At 65.5% G+C, this 23,925-nt stretch carries 27 protein-coding genes and 1 riboswitch; of the genes, 6 read left to right on the forward strand and 21 right to left on the reverse strand.

Annotated features, from left to right (window positions below):
• Window positions 1–5: 5 nt before the first annotated feature.
• The 17 genes from hisC to CUJ90_RS16425 form a co-directional block, all read right to left on the reverse strand.
• The gene (gene hisC / locus CUJ90_RS16345) at window positions 6–1,076 is read right to left on the reverse strand and encodes a histidinol-phosphate transaminase (RefSeq protein ID WP_114163210.1); all 1,071 of its coding nucleotides are present in this window, start codon (window positions 1,074–1,076) and stop codon (window positions 6–8) included.
• A gap of 185 nt (window positions 1,077–1,261) precedes the next feature.
• Window positions 1,262–2,584 (reverse strand): histidinol dehydrogenase, encoded by a 1,323-nt coding sequence (gene hisD, locus CUJ90_RS16350; protein ID WP_114163211.1) that lies wholly within the window; start codon window positions 2,582–2,584, stop codon window positions 1,262–1,264.
• A gap of 57 nt (window positions 2,585–2,641) precedes the next feature.
• Window positions 2,642–3,340, reverse strand: coding sequence for an ATP phosphoribosyltransferase (gene hisG, locus CUJ90_RS16355; RefSeq protein WP_073430958.1), 699 nt, complete (start codon window positions 3,338–3,340; stop codon window positions 2,642–2,644).
• Window positions 3,337–4,647 carry a UDP-N-acetylglucosamine 1-carboxyvinyltransferase gene (murA, locus tag CUJ90_RS16360; protein ID WP_374711004.1) on the reverse strand — a complete coding sequence of 437 codons (1,311 nt, stop codon included), beginning with the start codon at window positions 4,645–4,647 and terminating at the stop codon, window positions 3,337–3,339. The genes hisG and murA overlap by 4 nt, the downstream gene beginning before the upstream one ends.
• Before the next feature lie 63 nt (window positions 4,648–4,710).
• Entirely contained in the window at window positions 4,711–4,950 is a 240-nt protein-coding gene (locus tag CUJ90_RS16365) for a BolA family protein (RefSeq protein WP_007180203.1), read from the reverse strand.
• A 13-nt stretch (window positions 4,951–4,963) separates the two neighbouring features.
• Entirely contained in the window at window positions 4,964–5,728 is a 765-nt protein-coding gene (locus CUJ90_RS16370; protein ID WP_073430956.1) for an ABC transporter permease, read from the reverse strand.
• Entirely contained in the window at window positions 5,725–6,657 is a 933-nt protein-coding gene (locus CUJ90_RS16375) for an ABC transporter ATP-binding protein (RefSeq protein ID WP_073430955.1), read from the reverse strand. Before CUJ90_RS16375 ends, CUJ90_RS16370 begins: the two co-directional genes overlap by 4 nt.
• A 238-nt stretch (window positions 6,658–6,895) precedes the next feature.
• Window positions 6,896–7,201 carry an STAS domain-containing protein gene (locus CUJ90_RS16380; protein WP_073430954.1) on the reverse strand — a complete coding sequence of 102 codons (306 nt, stop codon included), beginning with the start codon at window positions 7,199–7,201 and terminating at the stop codon, window positions 6,896–6,898.
• Window positions 7,198–7,830, reverse strand: coding sequence for an MlaC/ttg2D family ABC transporter substrate-binding protein (locus tag CUJ90_RS16385; protein ID WP_073430953.1), 633 nt, complete (start codon window positions 7,828–7,830; stop codon window positions 7,198–7,200). Before CUJ90_RS16385 ends, CUJ90_RS16380 begins: the two co-directional genes overlap by 4 nt.
• A gap of 114 nt (window positions 7,831–7,944) precedes the next feature.
• Window positions 7,945–9,036 carry an MlaA family lipoprotein gene (locus CUJ90_RS16390; protein ID WP_073430952.1) on the reverse strand — a complete coding sequence of 364 codons (1,092 nt, stop codon included), beginning with the start codon at window positions 9,034–9,036 and terminating at the stop codon, window positions 7,945–7,947.
• An 11-nt stretch (window positions 9,037–9,047) separates the two neighbouring features.
• The gene (gene mlaD / locus CUJ90_RS16395) at window positions 9,048–9,623 is read right to left on the reverse strand and encodes an outer membrane lipid asymmetry maintenance protein MlaD (protein WP_114163581.1); all 576 of its coding nucleotides are present in this window, start codon (window positions 9,621–9,623) and stop codon (window positions 9,048–9,050) included.
• A 91-nt stretch (window positions 9,624–9,714) separates the two neighbouring features.
• Window positions 9,715–10,482, reverse strand: a complete 768-nt coding sequence (gene mlaE / locus CUJ90_RS16400; RefSeq protein ID WP_073431025.1) for a lipid asymmetry maintenance ABC transporter permease subunit MlaE — start codon at window positions 10,480–10,482, stop codon at window positions 9,715–9,717.
• An 8-nt stretch (window positions 10,483–10,490) separates the two neighbouring features.
• Complete coding sequence (locus CUJ90_RS16405) at window positions 10,491–11,312, reverse strand: ABC transporter ATP-binding protein (RefSeq protein WP_114163213.1); 822 nt, start codon at window positions 11,310–11,312, stop codon at window positions 10,491–10,493.
• A 94-nt stretch (window positions 11,313–11,406) separates the two neighbouring features.
• On the reverse strand, window positions 11,407–12,510 hold the full coding sequence (gene thiE, locus CUJ90_RS16410; RefSeq protein ID WP_114163214.1) for a thiamine phosphate synthase: 1,104 nt from the start codon (window positions 12,508–12,510) through the stop codon (window positions 11,407–11,409).
• Window positions 12,507–13,322, reverse strand: a complete 816-nt coding sequence (locus CUJ90_RS16415) for a thiazole synthase (RefSeq protein ID WP_073431024.1) — start codon at window positions 13,320–13,322, stop codon at window positions 12,507–12,509. Before CUJ90_RS16415 ends, thiE begins: the two co-directional genes overlap by 4 nt.
• A gap of 38 nt (window positions 13,323–13,360) precedes the next feature.
• The gene (gene thiS / locus CUJ90_RS16420; protein ID WP_020070630.1) at window positions 13,361–13,558 is read right to left on the reverse strand and encodes a sulfur carrier protein ThiS; all 198 of its coding nucleotides are present in this window, start codon (window positions 13,556–13,558) and stop codon (window positions 13,361–13,363) included.
• A gap of 56 nt (window positions 13,559–13,614) precedes the next feature.
• Window positions 13,615–14,745, reverse strand: a complete 1,131-nt coding sequence (locus tag CUJ90_RS16425; RefSeq protein ID WP_114163215.1) for an FAD-dependent oxidoreductase — start codon at window positions 14,743–14,745, stop codon at window positions 13,615–13,617.
• 229 nt (window positions 14,746–14,974) lie between these two features.
• A riboswitch (TPP riboswitch) is annotated at window positions 14,975–15,097 on the reverse strand.
• 404 nt (window positions 15,098–15,501) lie between these two features.
• On the opposite strand from CUJ90_RS16425, the gene CUJ90_RS16435 reads away from it, so the two are divergent.
• The 4 genes from CUJ90_RS16435 (at window position 15,502) to CUJ90_RS16450 (ending at window position 19,458) form a co-directional block, all read left to right on the forward strand.
• Window positions 15,502–17,253 carry an ABC transporter ATP-binding protein/permease gene (locus CUJ90_RS16435; protein ID WP_114163582.1) on the forward strand — a complete coding sequence of 584 codons (1,752 nt, stop codon included), beginning with the start codon at window positions 15,502–15,504 and terminating at the stop codon, window positions 17,251–17,253.
• A gap of 177 nt (window positions 17,254–17,430) precedes the next feature.
• Window positions 17,431–17,883, forward strand: coding sequence for a hypothetical protein (locus tag CUJ90_RS16440; RefSeq protein ID WP_114163216.1), 453 nt, complete (start codon window positions 17,431–17,433; stop codon window positions 17,881–17,883).
• 89 nt (window positions 17,884–17,972) lie between these two features.
• Entirely contained in the window at window positions 17,973–18,614 is a 642-nt protein-coding gene (locus tag CUJ90_RS16445) for a hypothetical protein (RefSeq protein WP_186814132.1), read from the forward strand.
• A gap of 103 nt (window positions 18,615–18,717) precedes the next feature.
• Window positions 18,718–19,458, forward strand: a complete 741-nt coding sequence (locus tag CUJ90_RS16450; RefSeq protein ID WP_073431822.1) for a response regulator — start codon at window positions 18,718–18,720, stop codon at window positions 19,456–19,458.
• Window positions 19,459–19,529: 71 nt separating this feature from the next.
• Here the strand turns inward: CUJ90_RS16450 and CUJ90_RS16455 are convergent, their stop codons facing one another.
• From CUJ90_RS16455 to CUJ90_RS16465, 4 genes are read right to left on the reverse strand one after another with little or no spacing between them, the layout of a single operon-like run.
• Window positions 19,530–20,198: a flagellar basal body L-ring protein FlgH gene (locus tag CUJ90_RS16455; protein WP_073431823.1), complete on the reverse strand. Its 669-nt coding sequence runs from the start codon at window positions 20,196–20,198 to the stop codon at window positions 19,530–19,532.
• Between the two features lie 47 nt (window positions 20,199–20,245).
• Window positions 20,246–20,959, reverse strand: a complete 714-nt coding sequence (locus CUJ90_RS16460; RefSeq protein WP_114163217.1) for a hypothetical protein — start codon at window positions 20,957–20,959, stop codon at window positions 20,246–20,248.
• 3 nt (window positions 20,960–20,962) lie between these two features.
• Complete coding sequence (locus CUJ90_RS32380) at window positions 20,963–21,130, reverse strand: DUF6726 family protein (protein ID WP_318268352.1); 168 nt, start codon at window positions 21,128–21,130, stop codon at window positions 20,963–20,965.
• 45 nt (window positions 21,131–21,175) lie between these two features.
• On the reverse strand, window positions 21,176–21,358 hold the full coding sequence (locus CUJ90_RS16465; RefSeq protein WP_073431826.1) for a hypothetical protein: 183 nt from the start codon (window positions 21,356–21,358) through the stop codon (window positions 21,176–21,178).
• Between the two features lie 443 nt (window positions 21,359–21,801).
• On the opposite strand from CUJ90_RS16465, the gene CUJ90_RS16470 reads away from it, so the two are divergent.
• On the forward strand, window positions 21,802–22,542 hold the full coding sequence (locus CUJ90_RS16470) for a response regulator (protein WP_073431827.1): 741 nt from the start codon (window positions 21,802–21,804) through the stop codon (window positions 22,540–22,542).
• Window positions 22,539–23,813: an ATP-binding protein gene (locus tag CUJ90_RS16475; RefSeq protein WP_114163218.1), complete on the forward strand. Its 1,275-nt coding sequence runs from the start codon at window positions 22,539–22,541 to the stop codon at window positions 23,811–23,813. Before CUJ90_RS16470 ends, CUJ90_RS16475 begins: the two co-directional genes overlap by 4 nt.
• The last annotated feature ends 112 nt before the right edge of the window (window positions 23,814–23,925 follow it).

Genomic DNA, 23,925 nt, shown 5'->3' on the forward strand with positions numbered 1-23,925 from the left:
GCGATTCAGTGCAGCACGAGTTTCAGCCCGGCGAGCAATTGCGCGTTTTCCTGAGGCGAACCCACGGTCAAACGCACGCAATTGGCCAGCAATGGATGCATTTTACTCACGTTTTTGATCAAAACCCGTGCCGTGAGCAGCGTTTCGAACAGAACGGACGCGTCCGGCACGCGTACCAGCAGGAAGTTGCCGGCGCTCGGGAACACTTCGGCGCCGGGCAACTGAGCCACCGCCTGCGCGAGTTTCGCGCGTTCTTCGCGCAATTGCGCGGCCTGGGAGTCCAGCACGTCGACGTGATCGAGCAGGAAGTCTGCGGCGGCCTGCGTCAACACATTGGTGTTGTAGGGCGGACGCACCTTGTCCAATTCGGTCAGCCAGGCGGGCTTGCCAACCAGATAGCCGAGCCGGATGCCGGCCAGCCCGAGCTTGGACACCGTGCGCATCACGACGACATTGTCGAACGCGTCGGCGCGCGGCAGCCAGCTTTGCTGCGCGAACGGCTGATACGCCTCGTCGATCACCACGAGGCTCTTGTTGGCCGCGGCGATGATGCGCTCCATGTCGGCGTCGTCGAACAGCGTACCGGTCGGGTTGTTCGGATATGCCAGATAGATGACCGTCGGCTCATGCTCGGCGATCGCCGCCAGCATCGCTTCGGTATCGAGCGAGAAATCCGCCCGCAGCGGCACGCCGACGAATTCCAGATTCGCCAGCTTCGCCGACACCTGGTACATCACGAAACCGGGCACCGGCGCGAGCACCTTGGCGCCCGGCTTCGCGCACGCGACCGAGATCATGCTGATGATCTCGTCCGAGCCGTTGCCGAGCAGCACGTCGCAGCCGGCGGGCACGCCCATCACGCGCTTGATCTTCTCGATCAACGCTTCCGGACGCGGCGCCGGGTAACGGTTCAGCGCGACGCCGGCCAGGTGCTCGCCGAGGTGCGCGGCCAGCACCGGCGGCAGCGGAAACGGATTTTCCATCGCGTCGAGCTTGATGTAGCCCGTGGCGTCCGGAACCGGATAGCTCGTCATCGCGAGCACGTCGCGGCGAATGATGTCTTGAGGTGTCGTCATAGGTCAGTGGACCAGGCCGCGAGGCAAACGCCGGACTGGCATCGGCGGCACGCTGCCGCCTCAGTTGGTCTCAGTTGTCGTTATTGAATGGAGACGCGGAGAACCGCACGCAATCCGTCGCCGAAGTCAGCGGGCATCAGCTCGATGCCCGCGCTCGTTATCGGATTCGCGAGGTTCAGCCGCGCTCAGCCGTTTTGCCGCATCCGGTATTCGGCGCTGCGAGCATGCGCCTGCAAGCCTTCGCCATAAGCGAGTTCCGCGGCGATCTCGCCGAGCGTCTGCGCGCCTTCCGCGCTGACCTCGATCACGCTCGAGCGCTTGAAGAAATCATAGACGCCCAAAGGTGACGAGAACCGAGCGGTACGCGAGGTAGGCAGCACGTGGTTCGGACCCGCGCAGTAGTCGCCGAGGCTTTCGCTCGTGTAGCGGCCGAGAAAGATCGCGCCGGCATGGCGGATCAACTGGCCCCACTGGTGCGGCTCCAGCGCCGAGATTTCGAGGTGTTCCGGCGCGATGTCGTTGGCGATCGCGCAGGCTTCGGCCATATCGCGCACCTTGACCAGCGCGCCGCGCCCTTCCAGCGACGCGCGAATCACATCGCGGCGCGGCATGGCGGGCAGCAGTTCGTTGATCGCTTCGTGCACGCGGGCGATGAACGCGTCGTCGGGACACAGCAGGATGGATTGCGCGAGTTCGTCGTGCTCGGCTTGCGAGAACAGGTCCATCGCGACCCAGCGCGGATCCGTGGTGCCGTCGCACAGCACGAGAATTTCCGACGGCCCCGCAATCATGTCGATGCCGACCGTGCCGAACACGCGGCGCTTGGCCGACGCGACATAGGCATTGCCGGGGCCGCAAATCTTGTCCACCGCGGGGATGGTTTGCGTGCCGTACGCCAATGCGCCGACCGCCTGCGCGCCCCCGATCGTGAAGACGCGATCCACGCCGCCCAGCAACGCGGCCGCCAATACCAGCGGATTTTTCACGCCATCCGGCGTTGGCACGACCATGACGATTTCGCGCACGCCGGCCACGCGTGCCGGAATCGCGTTCATCAACACCGACGACGGATACGCCGCCTTGCCGCCCGGCACGTAGATACCCGCGCGATCGAGCGGCGTGATCTTCTGGCCGAGCACGGTGCCGTCGGCTTCCGTGTATTGCCAGCTATGGCTGCCGCATTCGATCTTCTGCTTCTCGTGGTAGCCGCGCACGCGCGCCGCCGCCGCTTCGAGCGCGGCGCGGCGCTTGGGTTCGAGACTTTCGAGCGCGGCTTCCAGTTCCGACATCGGCAGTTCGAGCGCGTCGACGCTATTCGCCTCGAGACGGTCGAAGCGGTTCGTGTACTCGAGCACCGCGGCATCGCCGCGCGCCTTCACGTCGTTCAGAATCTGCGCGACCGAGCGCTCGATCGCTTCGTCTTCGCTCGCCTCGAACGCGAGCACCGCATGCAGCGACTTGTGGAAGTCGGGAGCGCTGGAATCGAGTTTGCGAATCTTGATAGACATACGGGTATCCGTTTCGGTAAGGCGCGCGTTAAAGCGGGGTCAAGCAGGACCAACGATTCAGGGTGTCGCCGCGCCGGCTTTCGACGCGCGTTCGAACGCGTCGAGGATCGGCCGCAACGCGGCGCGCTTGAGCTTCAGCGCAGCCTGGTTCACGACGAGACGCGACGAAATCTGCATGATCTCCTCCACCTCGACGAGATGGTTGGCCCGCAAGGTATTGCCCGAACTCACCAGGTCGACGATCACATCGGCGAGGCCGACCAGCGGCGCGAGTTCCATTGAACCGTACAGCTTGATCAGATCGACATGCACGCCCTTGGCGGCAAAATGCTCACGTGCGGTTTCAACGTACTTGGTCGCGACGCGCAAGCGGGCGCCCTGGCGCACCGCATTCGCATAATCGAAACCCGCGGCCACCGCGACCGACATGCGGCAGCGTGCGATATCCAGGTCGACCGGCTGATACAGCCCGCCGCCGCCGTGTTCCAGCAGCACGTCCTTGCCCGCCACGCCGAAGTCGGCCGCGCCGTATTCGACGTAGGTCGGCACGTCGGTGGCGCGCACGATAATCACGCGCAGGTTCGCATCGGTGGTCGGCAGGATCAGCTTGCGCGAGGTCTCGGGATCCTCGGCGACTTCGATGCCGGCGGCGGCGAGCAGCGGCAGCGTCTCCTCGAAAATACGCCCTTTCGACAGCGCCAGCGTGAGCGGCGCGCTCACCGCCGGCGACGACGACGTCTGCGGCACCGAACTCATGCCTGGCTCCCCGAAACCCGGCGCACCTTCGCGCCGATCGCGGTGAGCTTGGTCTCCATGCGGTCATAGCCGCGATCCAGGTGATAGATGCGGTCGATCAGCGTTTCGCCCTCGGCGCGCAGCGCGGCGATCACGAGACTCGCGGACGCGCGCAGATCGGTTGCCATGACCTTCGCGCCGGAGAGCTTCTCCACGCCGGTCACGAGCGCGGTTTTGCCGTCGATCGTGATGTGCGCGCCGAGGCGGTTCAGTTCCTGCACGTGCATGAAGCGGTTTTCGAAGATCGTCTCCACCACCTGCGCGGTGCCTTCGGCGATCGTGTTCAGCGCCATGAACTGCGCCTGCATGTCGGTCGGGAATGCCGGATATTCGGAGGTGCGGAAACTCACCGCGCTCGGACGCTTGTCCATCCGCACGCGCATCCAGTCTTCCCCTTCCTCGATCGCGACGCCCGCCTCGCGCAGCTTGTCCGTGACGGCTTCGAGAATCTGCGGGCGCACGCGGCGCAAGGTGACGTCGCCGCCGGCGGCCGCCACCGCGCACAGGAACGTGCCGGCTTCGATACGATCCGGAATCACCGTGTGCTTCGCGCCATGCAGTTTGTCCACGCCCTGGATCACGAGGCGATCGGTGCCGATGCCTTCGATCCGCGCGCCCATCGCGACCAGCAGATGCGCGAGGTCGCCGACTTCCGGCTCACGCGCCGCGTTCTCGATGACCGTTTCGCCTTCGGCCAGCACCGCCGCCATCAGCAGGTTTTCGGTGCCGGTGACGGTGATCATGTCGGTGATGATGCGCGCGCCCTTCAGACGCTTCGCGCGCGCCTCGATGAAGCCGTGCTCGATCGTGATCTCGGCGCCCATCGCCTGCAGGCCCTTGATGTGTTGATCCACCGGACGCGCGCCGATCGCGCAGCCGCCCGGCAGCGACACCCTGGCGTGACCGAAGCGCGCGACCAGCGGGCCGAGCACGAGGATCGACGCACGCATGGTCTTCACCATTTCATACGGAGCGACGAGATTGTCGACTTTCGACGCGTCCAGCGACACGCGCCCCGCGCCGCTCTCGATCCGCACGCCCATCTGGCCGAGCAGCTTGAGCATCGTGCGCACGTCCTGCAGATCCGGCACGTTGTCCAGATGCACGGGCTCCGAACTCAGCAGACCCGCGCACAGGATCGGCAACGCCGCGTTCTTCGCACCCGAGACGACAACTTCACCCGCGAGCGGGAAGCCACCTTCAATGATGAGTTTGTCCATGCCTGTCAGTTCCTGATCCGCCCGGACTTCGGCCGGGCCTGCCTTGATTGTGTTCGACGCGCCGCTACCGAGGTCGCGCCCTTCTTGAGTAATTCGCACTAAATTTCCAGATTACGCGTTCTGCCATTCGGCGGGCGTCAGCGTCTTCATGCTGAGCGCGTGGATTTCCTCGCGCATGCGGTCGCCGAGCGCCGCGTACACGAGTTGATGCCGCTGGATCGGCCGCTTGCCTTCAAAGCTCGGCGAAACGATGGTCGCAAAGAAATGCTGACCGTCGCCTTCGACTTCGAGATGCTGGCAAGCGAGCCCAGCGGCGATGTATTGCTTGACCTGTTCGGGAGTCGGCAACATGGGAAAGCTCCTGTCAGTGGCGCAGTTTGTAGCCGGACGCGAGCATGCGCATCGCCACCACGGCCAGCACCACGAAGAAACCGGCGACGATCGCGAGGCTCGCGAGCGGATTGATATCCGACATCCCGAAGAAACCGTAGCGAAAGCCGTCGATCATGTAGAAAAAGGGATTGAGCCGCGACACTTCGCGCCACACCGGCGGCAGCGTATGCGTCGAGTAGAACACGCCCGAGAGAAACGTGAGCGGCATGATCAGAAAGTTCTGGAACGCGGCAAGCTGATCGAACTTCTCCGCCCAGATGCCGGCGATCAGACCGAGCGTGCCGAGAATCGCCGCGCCGAAAATCGCGAACAGAATGATATACAGCGGCGCGCTGAAACTGACCGGCACGAACCAGATCGTCACGATGAACACGCCGAAGCCGACCGCCAACCCGCGCGCCACGGCAGCCAGCACATAGGCGCCGAACATCTCGTAGTGCGAGAGCGGCGGCAGCAGCATGAACACCAGGTTGCCGGTGATTTTCGACTGAATCAGCGACGACGAGCTATTCGCGAACGCATTCTGCAACACGCTCATCATCACGAGACCCGGAACCAGGAAGCTCGTGTACTCGACGCCCGGATACACCTGCACATGATCGCGCAACGCGTGGCCGAAAATCGTCAGATACAACAGCGCGGTAATGATCGGCGCCAGCACGGTCTGGAACGACACCTTCCAGAAACGCAGGATTTCCTTGTAAAACAGCGTGCTGAATCCACTATAGCCGGTCATGCAAGCCCCTCGATCATTTCCGGACCGTTCATCACCTGAACGAAGACGTCTTCGAGATCGGCCTTGCGGACTTCGATTTCGTCGAACGTGCAGCCCGCCGCGCGGCATTGCGCGAGAATCCGCTCGACGTCGTCATAGCTCGCGAGACGCAGCAGATGCTGACGGCCATTGCCGTTGCCCGCGCCGCCCTCCACTTCGAGCACACGCAGGTCGGCGGGCAACACGCCCTGGCCGAAACGCAGGAACAATTGCATGCCGGCAAAACGCTGCAGCAGCGCGCTGGTGCGATCGAGCGCGACCACTTCGCCGCGTCGCAGCATCGCAATGCGATCGCACAGCGATTCGGCTTCTTCAAGATAGTGCGTGGTCAGCACGATGGTGTGACCTTCGCGATTCAGGCGCGAGATGAATTTCCATAGGGTTTGACGCAATTCGACGTCCACGCCCGCGGTCGGCTCGTCGAGCACGATGACCGGCGGCCGGTGCACCAGCGCCTGCGCGACCAGCACGCGGCGCTTCATGCCGCCCGACAGCGCGCGCATGTTGGCGTCGGCTTTCTCGGTGAGGTCGAGATTGGCCATGATCTCGTCGATCCATGCGTCGTTGTTGCGCAGCCCGTAGTAGCCGGACTGGATGCGCAAGGTCTCGCGGACCGTGAAGAACGGATCGAACACGAGCTCCTGCGGCACGACGCCGAGCGCGCGGCGCGCCAGCCGGAAATCGTCGATAACGTCGTGGCCGCGCACGGCGATGCTGCCTTCATCGGCGCGCGCGAGACCGGCGAGGATGCTGATGAGCGTCGTCTTGCCCGCGCCGTTCGGACCGAGCAGTCCGAAGAACTCGCCTTCTTCCACCGTGAGGCTGACGCCCTTGAGCGCCTGCAAATCCTTGTAGCGCTTCTTGACGTTACGAATTTCTATGGCTGACATGACTGGGGGCCGCGCGCGTCGCGGCGCCTAAAGGGACCTTGCGGAGCCCAGGGTGGGCACACAAATGCTGGGAGAAACGAAATTGGGGCCGGTTAAGTGCCCCAAAAAACGTTTGATTATAGGGCAAAAATTGGCTGGCCCGGCTTGGGTCGGGGCGATCCGCGTGACGCTGATGGAGCGTCGATGCCGGCGCCAATGCGGCGCCGGCGGTATCGGGACAAGAGTCGGCGCTAAAGCGTTAGCTCTGGTCGACCGCTCTGCACGGGACCAGGGTATCGACGCCGTAGGCTTGCGCGAGGCTGGCGAGACCAGCCGGCAGATTGACGATCTCGAATCGGGCGCCGCGTGCCTGGGCGGCCCGCTGCCACGCGAGGAGGACGGCCAGCGCGGACGAATCGAATTGCGCAAGCGGTGTGCAATCCACGCCGCTCGCGCCCGCCGCGATGCGCTGCAAACCCGCCACGAGCGCACTCTTCGCGCTCGCGTGGGTCAGTGTCGCGCCGCTCTCGAAGCGGTTCACGACGGGGCTCAGCACTTCGCTCACGACTGCTTGCCCGCGGCGAGTTGCTGGTTGCGCTGCGTGAGGAACTGGATCAGTCCGTCCACGCCTTTCTGCTGAATCTGCTCGTTGAACTGCTGCTGATACGCCTGGATCAACCATGCGCCGAGCACGTTGATGTCATAGACGCGCCAGCCTTGCGGCGTCTTGTACAGACGGTAGTCGAGTTCGATCGGCGAGCCGTTGTTCATCACGACGGAGCGCACCACCGTATCGGTGTCGTCCGGATTCATGCGGAACGGCTTGTACTGAATCTGCTGGTCGCGGACCTGAGCCAGCGCGCCCGAGTAGGTGCGGATCAGCAGCATCTTGAACTGCTCGACCACCTGGTTCTGCTGCTCTGGCGTGGCGGTGCGCCAGTTGCGGCCCATCGCAAGTTGCGTGGTGCGGCGGAAATCGGTGTACGGCAGGATCTTTTCGTTGACGAGACGCGTGATGTGGTTGATGTCGCCTTGCTGGATCGACTTATCCGCGCGGATCGAATCGATCACCTGTTGAGTGACGGTCTTGATCAGCCCGTCCGGCGAATTGGCGTCGACCGTTTGCGCCGATGCACCGGCACTGGCGAACGAGAACAACGCAGCGAACAACGGAATCAGGAAGAATTTTTTCATATGTAGCCTTGCCTTAAAAATAGTGCAACCGTTTGAGCCGACATTAACACGCGAGTTCAGCGGCAATCCATGCGCAAACTGCGAGAGTCGTATCGATCTGTTACGGGCACATCATCAACGCAATTTAAACGACGGAAAGTTGAAACGCGTGGGCGGGACCAGTTGGCCGGCCGGAATCTGCGTCGTTTCGGGACCGCCGTTCATATCGATGGGCGGCGTTTCGGCGCTGCCCGAAGCGGCTTCAGGTTTTGCCGCAGTGCCGGTTGCGCCCGACGTTGTACCCGCTGTCGCGCCCGCCGCCGAAGCCGCTTGCGGCGGCGTTGCCGCAGCCGTACCCGAGGCTCCCGCCGCCTTCGCCGGAGCAGCCTGCGTGCCTGCGGCGGTGCCGGCCGTGCCGGTCACGGCGCCCGCCGGCGCGCCAGCCGCACTGGCCGCACCGGCGTCGACGTCTTCGTATTTGGGCAACGGCGCTTCGTCGCCGTAGTTCGGCAGCGCCTGCGCCTGCTTGCCGTCCGACAGCAAATACTGACGGCGCTGCAGGTACGCATTGCGCACGAACGAATACTTGTCGAGCGCGGCGCCCTCCAAGACATCGCTCGCATTCAGAAGGTTGGCGCGCGTGTTGACCACGTTCAGCCCATACAGCGCCCAGCTCAAGCCCGGCGGATCGATGTAGCTGAGCGGGTTCACATAATAGTTGCCGAGCGAGCCGACCGCGTCGCGCAACGTGCTCGGACCGAACAGCGGCAGCACCAGGTACGGCCCCGTCGGCACACCGTAGTGGCCGAGCGTCAGGCCGAGGTCGTTGTCGTGCTTGGGCAGCTTCGCGAGCGTCGCGACGTCGAACAGACCGCCCACGCCGAACACCGTGTTGATCACGATCCGCATGATGTCCTGCACGCCGTCGGTGATCTTCAATTGCAGCAGGTTGTTCGCCGCGATGTAGACGTCGCCGATGTTCGAGAAGAAGTTCGTCACGCTGTCGCGCACCGGCTGCGGCGTCACGAAGACATAGCCCTTCGCGACCGGCTTCAGCGCGTATTGGTCGATCTTGTCGTTGACGGTGAAGATGGTGCGGTTCAAGCCTTCGAGCGGATCGCCCTTGGTCGGCGTCTGCACGGTCGTGCAGCCGGCGAGCGCGGCCATCACGACGGTCAGCTTCGCCACCTGCAAGGCGCCCGCACCACTGATGCGTAGGGTCTGCATTTTTATTCTCCTTATTGACCGGCTGCGCCGGAAGCCGGAACCGCCGGTGTGGCAGGCACCGCCGGCGCCGCCACGGCCGCCGCGGCAGGTGCGGTCGAACCCGCCGAACCCGAGCCGGACTTCGACGCGCCCGAGTCAGCCGCTTTGCTGTACAGGAACTGCCCGATCAAGTTTTCCAGCACGATCGCCGATTGCGTCATCGAGATCGTATCGCCCGCCTTGAGCATTTCTGTGTCGCCGCCGGGTTCGAGCCCGATGTATTGCTCGCCGAGCAGACCCGAGGTCAGGATCTTCGCCGACGAATCTTTCGGAAACTGGTATTGCTTGTCGAGGTCGATCGTGACGACGGCCTGATACGCGTTGCTGTCGAAGCCGATCGAGCCGACCCGACCGACCGTCACGCCCGCGCTCTTCACAGGCGCGCGCGCCTTGAGTCCGCCGATATTGTCGAACTTGAGCTTGACCGGGTACGTTGCCTGAAACGACAACGAGCTCATGTTGCCGGCCTTCAGCGCGAGAAACAGCAACGCCACGAAACCCAGCACCACGAACAGGCCGACCCAGAAGTCGAGAGCAGTCTTTTTCATCGTCATCCCAAAGTGAATCCGCCGCGCCGCCGACACTCCCCGCCGGGCGCGACCCGTGACGCGCCGCCGGCGGAAAAAGCGCAACGCAGTCTTAGCTGAACATCAGTGCAGTCAGCAGAAAATCGAGGCCGAGCACGGCAAGCGACGCGTACACGACCGTTTTAGTCGTGGCGCGCGACACGCCTTCCGGTGTCGGCTTGGCTTCATAGCCTTGAAACAGCGCCACGAACGTCACCGCAAGCCCGAACACCACGCTCTTGACGACCCCGGCGCCCACGTCGCGCCAAACGTCGACGCCGCCTTGCATCTGCGACCAGAACGCGCCGGCGTCCACGCCGATCAGCAGCACGCCGACCACGTAACCGCCCAACACGCCGACCGCGCTGAAAATCGCCGCCAGGATGGGCATCGCAATGATGCCGGCCCACAGGCGCGGCGCGACCACGACCTTGACCGGGTCGACGGCCATCATTTCCATCGCGGTGAGTTGCTCGCCCGCCTTCATCAAACCGATCTCGGCGGTGAGCGATGTGCCGGCGCGGCCCGCGAACAGCAGCGCGGTGACCACCGGCCCCAGTTCGCGCACGAGCGACAGCGCCACCAGCAGCCCGAGCGCCTGCTCGGAGCCGTAGCGGTTCAGCGTGTAATAGCCTTGCAGGCCGAGCACGAAGCCGACGAACAGCCCCGACACGGCGATGATCACCAGCGAATAATTACCCAGGAAGTGGATCTGCTTCGTGACAAGCCGCGGCCGGCGCAGCAGCGGGAAAAATTCGAGCACCAGCCGGAAGAAGAAGCGCGTGGCGTAGCCGGCCGTGCCGAGCACGTCGAGCACCGAGCGGCCGACCGAACTGATCAGCGAGCCGATCATGACTGGCCTCCGCCAATGCCGAAGTCCGCCGCGAGCGGCGTCTTGCTGGGATAGTGGAATTTGAACGGGCCGTCCGGCGCTCCGTCGATGAACTGCCGCACCGTGGGATCGGTGGACGCGCGCAGTTCGGCCGGCGTGCCCTCGGCATGAACGCCGCCGTTGGCGAGGAAATACACGTAATCGGCGATGGCGAACGATTCGGGCACGTCGTGCGTGACCAGAATGGAGGTGGCGCCAAGCGCCTGATTCAGCGCGCGGATCAGATTCGCGGTGATGCCGAGCGAGATTGGATCGAGGCCGGCGAAGGGCTCGTCGTACATCATCAACTCGGGGTCGAGCGCGATGGCGCGCGCCAGCGCCACGCGCCGCGCCATGCCGCCCGAAATCTCCGACGGCAGCAACTGCCGCGCGCCGCGCAAGCCCACCGCGTTGAGTTTCATCAACACGAGGTCGCGGAGCAGTTCTTCGGGGAGATCGGTGTGCTCGCGCAGCGCGAACGCCACGTTTTCGAACACCGACATGTCGGTGAAAAGCGCGCCGAACTGGAACAGCATGCCCATCTTGCGGCGCAGCGCGTAGAGGCCGTCGCGCGTCTGCTGGCCGACGTCCTGGCCGTGAAACAGGATCTGACCGCGCTGCGCGCGTACCAGACCGCCGATCAGACGCAGCACCGTGGTTTTGCCGCAACCCGAGCCGCCCATGACCGCCACCACCTGCCCGCGCCTGAAGCGCAGATTCAGGTTCGACAGGACGGGCCGGTCGCCATAACCGAAGTCGACGTCGCGCAGCTCGAGTAAGGTCTCGGGAGAGGAAGACACGAAACTGACAGTCCTTTTACACGGAAGGCCGAATTATAGGGCCATCATGCAAAAGTTGCCGTGAGGAGCCCCGTCCCTTTACCCAACTTGACGATTATTGCGTAAACAATTGTTGCAGTGCAGAAACGGCGGCGGCGGGGTCCGCCGCTTCCGTCACCGCCCGCACCACGGCCGCGCAACCCACGCCGGTCGCCAGCACGTCCGGCAGCACCTGCAGGTCGATTCCACCGATCGCCACGAGCGGCACCACGCCGTCGAGCAGGCGCACATACCGGGCGAGGCGTCTGAGGCCCTGCGGCGCGGTGGGCATGACCTTGGTGGTGGTCGGAAAAACCGCGCCCAGCGCGACATAGCTTGGCCGGAAATGCAGCGCCTTGAGAATCTCGTAGAAGCCGTGCGTCGAAAGGCCGAGGCGAATGCCGGCTGCGGCGAGCGCGGAAAGATCCGCGCTATGCAGGTCTTCCTGGCCCAGATGAACACCGTACGCGCCCGCTTCCAGCGCGGCCTGCCAATGATCGTTGATGAACACCTGCGCGTCGTGTTGCCGGCCGACCGCCACGCAACGGGCGATTTCGCGCTTGAGTTCGTCGGCGGGATGAGCCGACTTGCGGCGCAACTGAACCGTCTTCACGCCTAGGCCCACCACCCGTTCCACCCACTCCGCGGTCGGCAGAACCGGGTACAAACCCAGTCGCTCCGGGCAGCGCGCGAATGCTTGCGCGGGCGCGTCCGGCAGGCCGGCGAGACGCGGGAAATGCGCGAGATCGGACGGAAATGCGTCGTCGGCGCGGGTTTCGTCGCCATCGCGCCAGGCAAGCGCCAGCACCAGCGCGTCGTGGGGATCGAAACCACAGTCCAGAAACGCGGCCAGCGCGGGAATCCAGTCTTCCGCCAGATGGCCTTCCAGGCGGTATTTTTCGCCGCCCAGGTGCAGCGTCGCGGTCTCCTGCGCCGCCTCGATCACCCCGGCGCCCTGCACCAGCCAGCGCGCCACCTGCTCGCCATGCCGCTGCGCGTCCGCGACGATGATCAGGTCGCCGCCGTTCGGCTCGTCCGGCGCGGTCAAACAGATGCGCCACGGCGCGTGCGTCGGCGGCCAGTCGCCGAGGCGCGCACGAATGCGCTCCGCGGCTTCGGTGAGTTCGTCGGCGGGCGGCCAGAACAGGTCGCGATCTTTCAAAGCCAGAGTCTGCGTCATGCGGCGCTCCCGTCTTGATGCCAGAACGGCATGCCGACCACCGGCGTGCTCGCGTGCGCGCTTTCGCGCTCGGCCATCGGCCCCGCCAGAAACGCCTGGCGGCCCGCCTCGACGCCCAGCGCGAAGGCCCGCGCCATCGCGTCGGGGTGCGTGGCCTGCGACACGGCGGTGTTCAGCAGCACGCCGTCGAAGCCCCACTCCATCACCTGCGCCGCGTGCGACGGCACGCCGAGACCGGCGTCGACGATCAGCGGCACGTCCGGCAGCCGCTCGCGCAGCACCCGCAGCCCGTATGGATTGATCACGCCCTTACCGGTGCCGATCGGCGCACCCCACGGCATCAGCGCCTCACAGCCGGCATCGAGCAGACGGCGGCCGATCACCAGGTCCTCGGTGCAATACGGCAGCACCTTGAAGCCGTCCTTGACCAGTTGCGCGGCCGCTTCGATCAGACCGACCGGGTCGGGCTGGAGCGTGTAGTCGTCGCCGATCAGTTCCAGCTTGATCCACTCGGTTTCGAAGATTTCGCGCGCCATGTGCGCGGTGGTCACCGCCTCGCCGACGGTCAGGCAGCCGGCCGTATTCGGCAGCAGCGGCACGCCGTGACGCTTGAGCAGATCGAAGAAGCCGGCTTCCGCGCCGCCTTCGTTCATCTGCCGGCGCAACGCGACGGTCACCATGCCGGGCCGCGCCGCGTCGATCGAATCGGATAACGATTGCAGCGACGGATAGCGCGACGTGCCGAGCAGCACGCGGCTCGCGAAGGTTTGGCCGTAGAGCGTGAGCGCGTCCGCGGGTTTTGGGGAAGTCATTTGCATCATGCTGGTCTCCGGCAATGCGTGGCGCGGGCTCAACCGCCGGCCACGGGCTGCACGACATCGAGCTTGTCGCCCGGCTGCAGCGCGCGCGCCGCATGCTGGGCACGCGCGACGAAATCGCCGTTCAGCGCGACCGCGAACGGCGGACGCGCGCCATACGCGGCGAGCGCATCGGCGACAGTCGCGCCTTCGGGCAGCGACAACGGCTTCTGGTTGATATGAATGTCCATGGTGTTCGAATACGGTTCAATCGATGACTGACGAAACTGCATGGCGCGTGCCTCGCTCATGCCGGCTCCCGCGCGCAATCCAGTTGAAACAGCTCGCTCCAGCGCGCCGCCTGCCGCCAGTCGGCGAAGGCGTCGGCACCGCCGATGCGGCCTTCGAGCAGCGCGGCCGCGAAGCGCACGGCTTCGTCGGCGACTTCGGGCACGATCATGTAGCCGTGCCGGTACAGGCCGTTCACGCGCAGCGTCCGCGCGCCATCCCACAGCAAGGCCGGACGGTGGTCCGGCAGGGTCGGACGGCACTGCGAATTCAGTTCGAGAATGCGCGCCTCGCCGAAGCCGGGATGCACGGAAAACGCCGCGCTCAGCAGTTCGAGCGCCGAGCGCACGCTGACGGGCGACATGTCCTCGCCTTCCACCTCGGTGGCGCCGATCACGTAGAGATCGTCCTGCTTCGGCGCGATATAGAGCGGGTAGCGCGGATGCAGCAGGCGCACTGGCCGCGTCAGCCTGATTCCCGGCGCATGCACGCGCGCCACTTCACCGCGAATGCCGCGCAGCGTGGGCAGCACCGGCTTCGCGCCTAAACCCCGGCAGTCGATGGTGATGCGCGCGGCAGGCAGCGCGCGGTCATCGACCGGCGTGTTCCAGTGTGTTTCCACGCCGCGCTGGGCGAGGCCCGCGGCGAGCGCGGCCAGCACCTGGCGGTTATCCAGTTGGCCTTCGCGCGGCAGCAGCCAGCCCTGATTGAAGCGGCCCGCCAAGGCCGGTTCGGCCGCGCCGACCTGGTCGCCCGAGAGCGTCACGAAGCCGCCGTCGAGCAGTTCCGCAGGCGCATTCGAGCGCACGCGGCGCTCGAACAGCGGCGCCTCGGTGCGGTCGGCGTGATGCCAGACGACGAGCGTGCCGTTACGCTGGAAGAACACCGGCTCAGGCAATTCGGCGAGCACTTGCGGCCAGCTATCGAGCGAACTCGCGCCCAGCCGCGTGATCAGCAACTCGGCGCTGGCGGCTTCCGCGAGGGGCGCCAGCATGGCCGCTGCGACCCACGCGGCGGCTTGCGAACCGGCGGCGTCGCCGCGCTCGTAAAGCGCTACGCGATGCCCCTGACCGGCGAGACGCCATGCGACGAGGCGCCCGCAAAGTCCACCGCCGAGCACCGCGAAGTCGGGTTGTGCGGGACGGTTCATCGCGCGCGCTCCCAGTCACGACGGCAAGCGAGGCCGAAGCACTGCGACGCGCCGACATGACCGGCGAACGCGTGGCGAAGAGCAAAGCACATATCTGAAGAATAGGCGGTCATCGAGTCCTTTCCGTACGGCAAGAAACGCACGTACCCAGGACGAAACCGGCGGGTAAGGCCGGCCGGGCAAAAAATGCGTTCGAATGACGCACGCCGCCCGGCGGGGAATGGAAGACTGGCTGCTTCCGGAAACTTCCCGCGCCGGTATTACCCGGATCGGGTGCAAAGGGTCTCTCTCAGCCTTGCCACCGCGGCATGAAATCATGCAGCCTGTGGGCAAAGCACCCCTGTTTCGTCGAAGGCCATTAGACCATAAAAGCCGCGGCGCCCGCAAACGAGCGGCCCTTCATCACGCGCGGTTTGATCCGGCACCGATCTTTTGTTTCGTCGAGACGGACGAAGCCCGCGCTCTGGCACAATGCCTGGACCGGACGCCGCGAGACCGGGGCGCGGGCGGCACGCATGGCCGTCCACGCGCCGGCGGCATCGAGGCGAAGGAGTCCAACGCGACTTAACTTCCGCTTAAGGACTTCGCAACAGAATCGCTCAGCCGGACGGGCGCTCATCATCGCGCTTACGCCCGGAGCTTCGCCATTAAACCCGCCGTAGAGCGAAGAGGCGGGCGACCGACCGACGGCCAGCCCCGGACGGGCCAGTTTCATAGGACCGGCCCCGCTTTGAGCCAGTACTACACAGGATGCTCATGACAGCCAATACTTCTATCAGCCCAGTGCTCCCGCCGGACGAAAAAGTCTCCGCCTGGAGCCTCATCAAACCTTACTGGGTCTCCGAGGAACGAAAAATCGCATGGTCGCTGCTCGTCGCGATCATCGCGATGAATCTGCTGGTGGTGTGGATCAACGTGCGCCTGAACCGCTGGAGCGCCGACTTCTACAACGCGCTGCAAACCAAGAACGTGCACGACTTCCCGCATCTGCTGATGGTGTTCTCGGGCCTCGCGTTCGGCTTCATCATCCTCGCGGTGTACGGGCGCTATCTGCGCCAGATGCTCGGGTTCCGCTGGCGTCAGTGGCTGACCACGCGCTACCTCAACGAATGGCTGCACGACAGCGCCTTCTACCGGATCGAACGCGACCGGCTCGCCGACAACCCCGACCAGCGGATCAGCGACGATCTGCAATCGTTCGCCACCACCACGCTCTCGTTGACGCTCGATCTGCTTTCCACCGTCGTCACGCTGGTGTCGTTCATCACGATCCTGTGGTCGCTCGCCGGCGCGTTGACCATCTCGCTCGGCGGCATGCCGATTCATATTCCCGGCTACATGGTGTGGGCCGCGGCGCTCTACGCGGTGGCCGGTTCGCTGATCATCCAGAAGGTCGGCCATCCGCTCGTGTCGATCAACTATCAAGCGCAGAAAGTCGAGGCGGATTTCCGCTTCGGACTGATCCGCCTGCGCGAAAACGCCGAGCAGATCGCCTTCTACAACGGCATGGAGACCGAGAAGACCAACGCCCGCTCGCTGTTCGGCCGTATCCGCGACAACTGGTGGCAGGTGATGAAGTACACCAAGCGGCTCACCTTCGTGCTCAGCTTCTATGGTCAGATCGCGATCATCTTTCCGCTGGTGGTCGCGGCGCCGCGCTACTTCGCTGGCGCCTTCACGTTCGGCGTGCTGATGCAGATTTCGAGCGCGTTCGGCACCGTCAGCGATTCGTTCTCGTGGTTCATCAACAGTTACAGCACCTTGGTCGAATGGCGCGCCACCGTCAACCGGTTGCGCGAATTCAAGCGGGTCGTGCATGCTCCCAGGTTGAAGGAATCGGTCTCGCCCGCTACCGCGCACGGCGGCATCAACCTGCATTTCGTCGACGCCGACAAACTCAGCACCGAGGGTCTCACGCTCGCGCTGCCGAACGGCAACCCGCTGTCGCGCATTCGCGATATCGCGATCGAGCCGGGCTCGCGCTGGCTGGTGCGCGGTCCGTCCGGCTCGGGCAAGAGCACGCTGATGCGCGCGCTCGCGGGCCTGTGGCCGTTCGGCGACGGCTCCATCGACGCGCCGGTCAACGCGCGCATGATGTTCATTCCGCAAGTCAGCTACATGCCGATCGGCACGCTGAAAGCCGCGCTCACCTATCCGTCCGCAGCCGACACCTATACGGACGACGAATGCCGCGAGGCGCTCGTCACCTGCCGCCTGTCGGAGTACGCCGACCGTTTGCAGGAATCGGGACACTGGACGCGCATTCTCTCGCCGGGCGAACAGCAGCGCCTCGCCGCCGCGCGGGTGCTGCTGCACAAGCCGGATTACCTGTTCCTCGACGAAGCGACGAGCGCGCTCGACGCGGACAACGAAGCGCGTCTCTACCATTTGTTCACGGAGCGTCTGCCGAAGGCGGCGATCGTGAGCGTCGCGCATCGCGAATCGCTCGCGGCGTTCCATGACGAAACGCTCGAGGTCGAGCGTTCGGACGAAGCGGTGGCGGCATAAGCGAGGCAAGCGCAACACCCCGAAACACCAGGAAACACGCGAGAAGAGTTAGAAAGCATTTGCGAAGCGGGCAAGCTGTTCCCCGCTTTGAAAATGCCTCCCAGCAGCGACGATAGCCGTGCGGGCCGAACCCCGTCCCGCCCGCCCCGCCACTCACTGCTAACGGACTCTTCGCACATGTCATTCGATCGCCGCTCCCATCCCCTGACCCGGCGCTTCGCGCTTGCCCTCGGCGCAGCGCTGCTGCTCACGAGCGCCGCGCAAGCCGCCCAGCCCACCGAGCCGGCGGACGTCTGCCCCGCGCTCGAACACATCGTCAACGCAACCGACTTCAAGCAGTTGCCGGCGCAATCCGCCGCGCAATTGCCGGGCATGTCGAGCGCGGACGATTGCCGCGCCAACCAGCACGCCTACGATTGCCACTGGCGCGCGCACTGGCAAGCCGACGGCGTGGTCAACGACCCGCTGCAAGAAATCGGCGCCGATATCGCCGCGTGCTTTCCGAACGTCGTGCACGACGTCAATACGCCGACGCGCCAGCATTTCATCGTGACCACCGACACGCGGCGCGTCAGCGTCACGGCGAGCGTGCAAGGGCAAAACGAACTGCGTCTGCGCGTCACGCGCTGAGCGTGCGCCCGCTCGACGCGATCCGCCGCGATCACCTTTTCGAAACCGCGCTCGTCGACCACTCATTGACCGCTATCAGGCCACGCATCATGACGCTTACGCCAGGCCCACGCGCTTATGCGTTCACGCGAGCCCCCCGGGCCGCGTGCGTCATGCTGCGCCGGCCTTGCGCGTGGCTTGCCGCCTGCGCCGCGCTGAGCGCCGGCTTGAATGGCTGCGCGTGGACGCTGATCACGGCCGCCGACGCCACCGGCTCCATGATTCAGGCAGGCTACGCAGTCGCGGCAAACTACTCGTCGCCGACCTTCGTCAACGGCCGGCCCGCCGACGTGCGCAACGTCTGCATCGAAGTGAACCAGAACGTGTCGGTCGGCGACTTCGTGCCGTCGCTGCAACTCGCGCTGGAGCGCCGCGGCATTCGCTCGGACGTCTACAATCCGGGCACCTCGCCCGCCGGCTGCGAGGCGCGCCTCGTCTATAACGCCGCGATCGACTACGGCCGCCGCTCGTTCAGCGACGAATCGATCCAGTACCTGTCGATCATCGATCTGACGTTGATCCAGCACGGCCGCATTCTCATCACCGCGCGCTATCAGACGGGCGGGCTCAACACCGACCGCTTCTCGTCCGCGTCGACCAAGCTCAACGGGCTGATCGAACGAATGGTGGTCGATCAAAAGGACCTCGCGCGTCAGCCGGTGAACACCATGCAAACGTCGCTCGCGAACTAGGGCGCGCACGCCGGCGCTTTCCGCTTGCTTTCTCTTACGCGAGAAAGAATTCGAAAGCGTCACGCGCTTTGCCGCGCACGGCCGGATCACTAAGATGACCCGGATGAACCAATCCATTCTGGTCGTCGACGACGACCCGGTCGTACGTGAGCTCGTCAGCGAGTACCTGCAGGGGCGCGGCTTCAAGGTGGCCACGCTCGAACACGGCATGGCGCTGCAGCGCAAATTGCAGGACGAGCGTCCCGCGCTGGTGGTGCTCGACATCATGATGCCGGAGCTCGACGGCATCAGCGCGCTGCGCGCGTTGCGCGTCGCGGGCGACGACATCCCCGTGATTCTGCTGACCGCGCGCGCCGATCCGATCGACCGCGTGATCGGCCTCGAACTCGGCGCCGACGACTATCTCGGCAAGCCCTTCGAACCGAGCGAACTGGTCGCGCGCATTCGCACCGTGCTGCGACGCCGCGGCACGATCGCGCCGAGCGCGCCCGAGCAGCGCGCACCCTATCGCTTCGGCCGTTTCGAGGTGAATTTTCCGGCGCGCGAATTACGCCGCGACGGCGAGCGCATCACGCTGCGCTCCAGCGAATTCGCCATGCTCAAGGTGTTCGTCACGCACGCGATGACCGTGCTCACGCGCGCGCAGTTGCTGGAGAAGCTGCACGGCAACAGCGAGGCGCATCGTAATCGCAGCCTCGATGTGTCGATCTGGCGCTTGCGGCGGCTGATCGAAGTCGATCCGTCGGAGCCGCGCTATGTGCAAACCGTGTGGGGACGCGGCTATGTGTTCGTGCCGGACGGCGAGATCGGCGCGGCGGAGCGCGGGGCGGCGCCGCCGGCCTGATGCGCGACGTGGGACGCGGAACGCTGGGTGCGCGATGCGCCGCGGATCGCACATCGCTCGCATCAGGACGTTCAGAACGTCAGCACACTCAGGAACATCCTCTGCAGCCAGCCCATCGTGGTCGCGTCGGAGATCATCCCCACGCCGGCCTGCTCGATGCGCGCGTTCGCCACCTTGCTCGACGCCACGTAGTTGCCCGCCTCGATATCCTTGGGATTGACGATCCCGGATAGCCGCAAGCGGTCGCGGTTGCCGCTCATCGAAATCATCTTCTCGCCGGACACCACCAGATTGCCCGTCGACATCGTGCCGATCACGGTGACGGCGAGCGTGCCGGTCATGCCGCTCACGTCGGTGAGACTGCCCTGGCCCTTGAACTCGGTGCTGGCCGAGCCGACGTTGAACAGTCGCGCGAGCCGCGCGGCCGCGCCGGTCGAATGGTCGGCTGCGTCGGCGGTAATGCTGCTCGAACGGCTCGCCGCCGCGGTCGAGCTGTTGTTGCCGCTGTACGACTCGGACAGGCGAATCGTCAGCACGTCGCCGATATGCTGGGCGCGCGGCGTTTCGTAAAGCAGCAGCGGCGTGCCGGCCTGATAGATCGCGCCTTGCGTGTTGACGTTCAGCGGCGCGGACGCGAGCGGCGGCGCCATCGGCGTATCGACAATCGACTTCTGGCTGCTCCCGCAAGCCGCGAGGCAAGCCGCCGCGCCCAGCGCGACAGTCAGACGTAGCGCACTCATGCATGCTCCTTGCCCGCATCGGCCGGGCTCAAAATCGGCGGCCATCCTCACCCCGCCTCGGCGCCGCTCGCCTGCCACTGCCGCACGACCGACTTCACCCACGCGTCGGAACCCTTCAGCAGATAGGTGAGCGTGCCGTTGCGGGTGCCCGGCAGAAAGCACAACGTGATCGAACTCACCGCGTTTTCCCAGACGTAGACCGGCATCGTGCTCGACGCCGACAAGCTGTGCGTGACGAGGTGCGCCGCGCCGTATCGGTCCGTGAGCGCCTCGCGCAAGTCCTCGGCGGTGATCTCGTCGATCACGAAAGAAATCTCGTACAGACGCAGCGCGCTTTGTCCCTCGACACGCGCGAAACGCAGCACGTGCTCCTGCGCCGGCACGCCGGCGACCACCGCTTGCGACACCGCCCAGCCGTCGTCCGCGCGATGCGCCCAGCGGCATGCGACCGTCAGGCTTTCGCGCGACTTCAGCCGCATGCCGAGCGCGCCCGCCTGCACGTCCGTCTCGCAGACCGGCACGCTGCCGACCGGCGTCGCGCGCACGGTGGAACTCGAACGGAACTCGTCGAGCGTGATGCCGAGCGCAATGCCGCGAAACGCGAACGGCGCGTCCTGCGAACGCCGGCGCACATCCGCGGCAGCGTCTCTGGACAGGGCGCTGGCCGCCCCGGCTTCGCGCGCGACCGGCTGCGCCTGAGCGGTCGATGAAAACAGTCCGCCGAGCAGCGCTAACGCACAGGCAATCCGTTTGGGTCTCATGATTCAGTCGATCGCGGATGAACACATGTCGAACGGCGTGGCCGCGGCATGACCGACGACCGGGATGATTTTCAGCGCGGACGAAGTCAGCCGGCACGGCAGCGCGGCGACACCGCAGCCGCCAAGCGGCAGCAGCGCGGCGCCGAGCGTCAACCACGCTGCGACGCGGATCACGCGCTCAATGATTCTCGGAGTCGACACGCGGGCCTCGATGTCTCAGGCCGTGGTGTTGACGTGGTGCCCGACGAGTCCGCCGGGCGCCGACGGTTGTCCGGTGGTGGCGGATTCCCGGGTCTGCGCGGTGCCGCTCGACTTGCCGGAAGCGGCGGGCTTTGGCGCGGCCTGGGTGGGCGCGAGCGGCGAAAAACGAGTGGAATTGACGTTGCTTGGGACGGTCATGGTGAGCCTCGCATGGCGCTGGATTGTCGGTTTCGCACCGCCTGCCGTGTGCCCAAGGCGTTAGGCTATCGTCGACATGCGGCGCAACGTACTGCATGACGGATCATCGCGCCGCACGCGCGCTGCCGATGCGCGAAGGAAAGCGCGCTTTTCAGCGGTTCTTACGAGCCATTGCCGCAGCTTGCAAACCGTTGCAGCCGCGCGCCAATACTTTCCCGGGAGAGTCGAGCGATGCCGGTCAGCGCCGCATCATGGTGTCCGCGCCGCTTTCGCTGTTGCCAACCCATGCCCAACGTATCGCCAAATGTGGCAGCGTCAGGATGTGGCCCGAGCCTTTGGCGGCGGGCCCTACGCGCACGGCGGGAAACGCGGGGCGGCGCTGCGTAAGCATTGGTAAGAAAACTGTCAGGCGTGCGTGAAGCGCGCCAGTCTAAAATTTCGCCATGAATCCACAGGTCCTTATCGTCGACGACGATCCGGTCGTACGCGATCTGCTATGCAAGTTTTTGCAGTCGAACGGCTTTGACGCGTCAGTGCTGCACGACGGCACGCATCTGCAACGCCGGCTCGAGCGTGAGCGGCCTTCAGTCGTCGTGCTCGACATCATGATGCCGGACACCGACGGCCTGCGCGCGCTCACCGCGCTGCGCGCCGCCGGCGACGACATTCCGGTGATCTTCGTGACGGCGCGCGGCACGGTGGCCGACCGCATCGTCGGGCTCTCGCTCGGCGCGGACGACTATCTGACCAAGCCGTTCGATCCGCGCGAGCTGCTCGCGCGCATCCACACGGTGCTGCGCCGCCGCGGGCCGTCCACCACCAGTGCGCCGGAAGCCCGCAAACCGTATCGCTTCGGCCCGTTCGAACTCGACTTCGCAACCCGTTCGCTCACCCGCGACAACGCCAAGCTGCCGCTGCGCGACAGCGAATTCGCGTTGCTGAAGATCTTCGTCAACAATCCGTACAAGGTGTTGTCGCGCGTGCTGATCCACGATCTCGTGCATCGCGACAATCTCGCCTTTCGCGACCGCAGCCTCGACGTGCCGATCTGGCGCCTGCGCCGCGTGATCGAAGACGACCCCTCCAATCCCTGCTACGTGCAGACGGTGCGCGGCAAAGGCTATGTGTTCGTGCCCGACGCCGACAGCACGCCCTTCGCCGGCGAGGCCGCCTCGAACGCATGAGAAATCCGCTGAACACGCTGTTCGGCAGAATGGCGTTGCTCGCCACGGCGGTGTTGTTCGCGATCCAGGCCGGCTGGTTCGTGCTGATCGTCATGCAGCCGCCGCGCCATGAAATCGACGGCTTCGCGCGCGGCATTCTGCTGGCGCTGCAGGCGGTCAACGGCGAGCCGATGAAGAGCGCGGCGCTCGCGCCCGCGATGCGCGTGCACCTCGTGCCCACCTGGAATATGCCGGCGAGCGTCCATCTGAGTACGCCGACCGATCATCCGCTGGTCGAATTGAGCCGGCACCTGCGCGAGAACCTGCCGCCCGGCACGCGGATCGCCGTCGACGATCTGCGCCCGCCGCAACTGTGGGTGCTGTTTCCCGGCAAACCGAACTGGGTGGTCCTGCCGGTCGACGTTCCGCCGCCTCCGCGCTTTCTGATCGAATCCATTTCGATGCTGCTCGCCGCGCTGATCCTGTCACTGTTCGCGGCCTGGCAGATGCAGCGCCCGCTGTCGCGCGTCGCCGACGCGGCCCGCGCGTTCGGCTCGGGCGGGCGGCCGGAGCCCGTGACCGAGCAAGGACCGCGCGAGTTGCGTGATCTGATCGGCTCGTTCAACGACATGATGCGGCGCCTGAACGAAGCCGGCGACGACCAGGCGGTCATGCTGGCCGGCGTCGCGCACGATCTGAAAGCGCCGCTCACGCGGCTCAAGCTGCGCGCGAGCGTGCTGGTCGCGGAAAGCGAGCGCGCCGGCCTGATACGCGATGTCGATTCGTTGACCAATATCGTCCAGCAGTTTCTGGAGTTCGCGGGCCAGTCCGCGGACGCGGGGCCGCCGGTCGAGGTCGACGAATTTCTGCGGGAACAGTTTTCCGTCGGCGAGAGCACCGAGGAAGCGCCGCTGTTCACGCTCGATCTGCGCGCGGGACCGTCATTCAGGCTTCCCCGCACGCTGCTCGACCGGCTGGTGACGAACCTCGTCGACAACGCGCTCGAACACGGTTCGGCGCCGGTGGACATCGCCACCGGGCGTGACGAGCGGCATTGGGTCATCAGCGTGCGCGATCACGGTTCCGGCATTCCCGACGACCGGATCGCCGCCGCCATGAAGCCGTTCGTCAGGCTCGACGCCGCGCGGGGCGGCGAAGGCCATTGCGGGCTGGGTCTCGCGATCGTCGCGCGGCTCGCGCACGATCGCGGCGGGCGCTGTCAGGTGCGCAATCATGCGCTTGGCGGGCTGGAAGTGCGGATCGAATTGCCGGTCGCGCCGGCAACAGCGTGATGGAAGAGGAGCTGGCGTGGCAGCGAACGCGCGCTTACGCGCCCTTACAGGACGAACCGGCGCGCTGGCCGCGGCCTTATAGTCGTCTCCGGCAACCTCGATGCCGCCCTTC

The sequence above is a fragment of the Paraburkholderia terricola genome, assembly GCF_003330825.1.
Taxonomy (GTDB): domain Bacteria; phylum Pseudomonadota; class Gammaproteobacteria; order Burkholderiales; family Burkholderiaceae; genus Paraburkholderia; species Paraburkholderia terricola.

Bases quoted from the DNA above. Each gene is read 5' to 3' on its own strand.
- CUJ90_RS16440 (WP_114163216.1), top strand. From the start codon at position 17,431: ATGTCATTCGATCGCCGCTCCCATCCCCTGACCCGGCGCTTCGCGCTT.
- CUJ90_RS16425 (WP_114163215.1), bottom strand. From the start codon at position 14,745: ATGAACCGTCCCGCACAACCCGACTTCGCGGTGCTCGGCGGTGGACTT.
- mlaD (WP_114163581.1), bottom strand. From the start codon at position 9,623: ATGAAAAAGACTGCTCTCGACTTCTGGGTCGGCCTGTTCGTGGTGCTG.
- CUJ90_RS16470 (WP_073431827.1), top strand. From the start codon at position 21,802: ATGAATCCACAGGTCCTTATCGTCGACGACGATCCGGTCGTACGCGAT.
- CUJ90_RS16365 (WP_007180203.1), bottom strand. From the start codon at position 4,950: ATGTTGCCGACTCCCGAACAGGTCAAGCAATACATCGCCGCTGGGCTC.
- CUJ90_RS16460 (WP_114163217.1), bottom strand. From the start codon at position 20,959: ATGAGACCCAAACGGATTGCCTGTGCGTTAGCGCTGCTCGGCGGACTG.
- CUJ90_RS16445 (WP_186814132.1), top strand. From the start codon at position 17,973: ATGACGCTTACGCCAGGCCCACGCGCTTATGCGTTCACGCGAGCCCCC.
- CUJ90_RS16385 (WP_073430953.1), bottom strand. From the start codon at position 7,830: ATGAAAAAATTCTTCCTGATTCCGTTGTTCGCTGCGTTGTTCTCGTTC.
- CUJ90_RS16375 (WP_073430955.1), bottom strand. From the start codon at position 6,657: ATGTCAGCCATAGAAATTCGTAACGTCAAGAAGCGCTACAAGGATTTG.
- CUJ90_RS16450 (WP_073431822.1), top strand. From the start codon at position 18,718: ATGAACCAATCCATTCTGGTCGTCGACGACGACCCGGTCGTACGTGAG.
- CUJ90_RS16435 (WP_114163582.1), top strand. From the start codon at position 15,502: ATGACAGCCAATACTTCTATCAGCCCAGTGCTCCCGCCGGACGAAAAA.
- hisC (WP_114163210.1), bottom strand. From the start codon at position 1,076: ATGACGACACCTCAAGACATCATTCGCCGCGACGTGCTCGCGATGACG.
- hisG (WP_073430958.1), bottom strand. From the start codon at position 3,340: ATGAGTTCGGTGCCGCAGACGTCGTCGTCGCCGGCGGTGAGCGCGCCG.
- thiE (WP_114163214.1), bottom strand. From the start codon at position 12,510: ATGACGCAGACTCTGGCTTTGAAAGATCGCGACCTGTTCTGGCCGCCC.
- hisD (WP_114163211.1), bottom strand. From the start codon at position 2,584: ATGTCTATCAAGATTCGCAAACTCGATTCCAGCGCTCCCGACTTCCAC.
- CUJ90_RS16390 (WP_073430952.1), bottom strand. From the start codon at position 9,036: ATGCAGACCCTACGCATCAGTGGTGCGGGCGCCTTGCAGGTGGCGAAG.
- CUJ90_RS16370 (WP_073430956.1), bottom strand. From the start codon at position 5,728: ATGACCGGCTATAGTGGATTCAGCACGCTGTTTTACAAGGAAATCCTG.
- CUJ90_RS16465 (WP_073431826.1), bottom strand. From the start codon at position 21,358: ATGACCGTCCCAAGCAACGTCAATTCCACTCGTTTTTCGCCGCTCGCG.
- CUJ90_RS16475 (WP_114163218.1), top strand. From the start codon at position 22,539: ATGAGAAATCCGCTGAACACGCTGTTCGGCAGAATGGCGTTGCTCGCC.
- thiS (WP_020070630.1), bottom strand. From the start codon at position 13,558: ATGGACATTCATATCAACCAGAAGCCGTTGTCGCTGCCCGAAGGCGCG.
- CUJ90_RS16415 (WP_073431024.1), bottom strand. From the start codon at position 13,322: ATGACTTCCCCAAAACCCGCGGACGCGCTCACGCTCTACGGCCAAACC.
- CUJ90_RS16455 (WP_073431823.1), bottom strand. From the start codon at position 20,198: ATGAGTGCGCTACGTCTGACTGTCGCGCTGGGCGCGGCGGCTTGCCTC.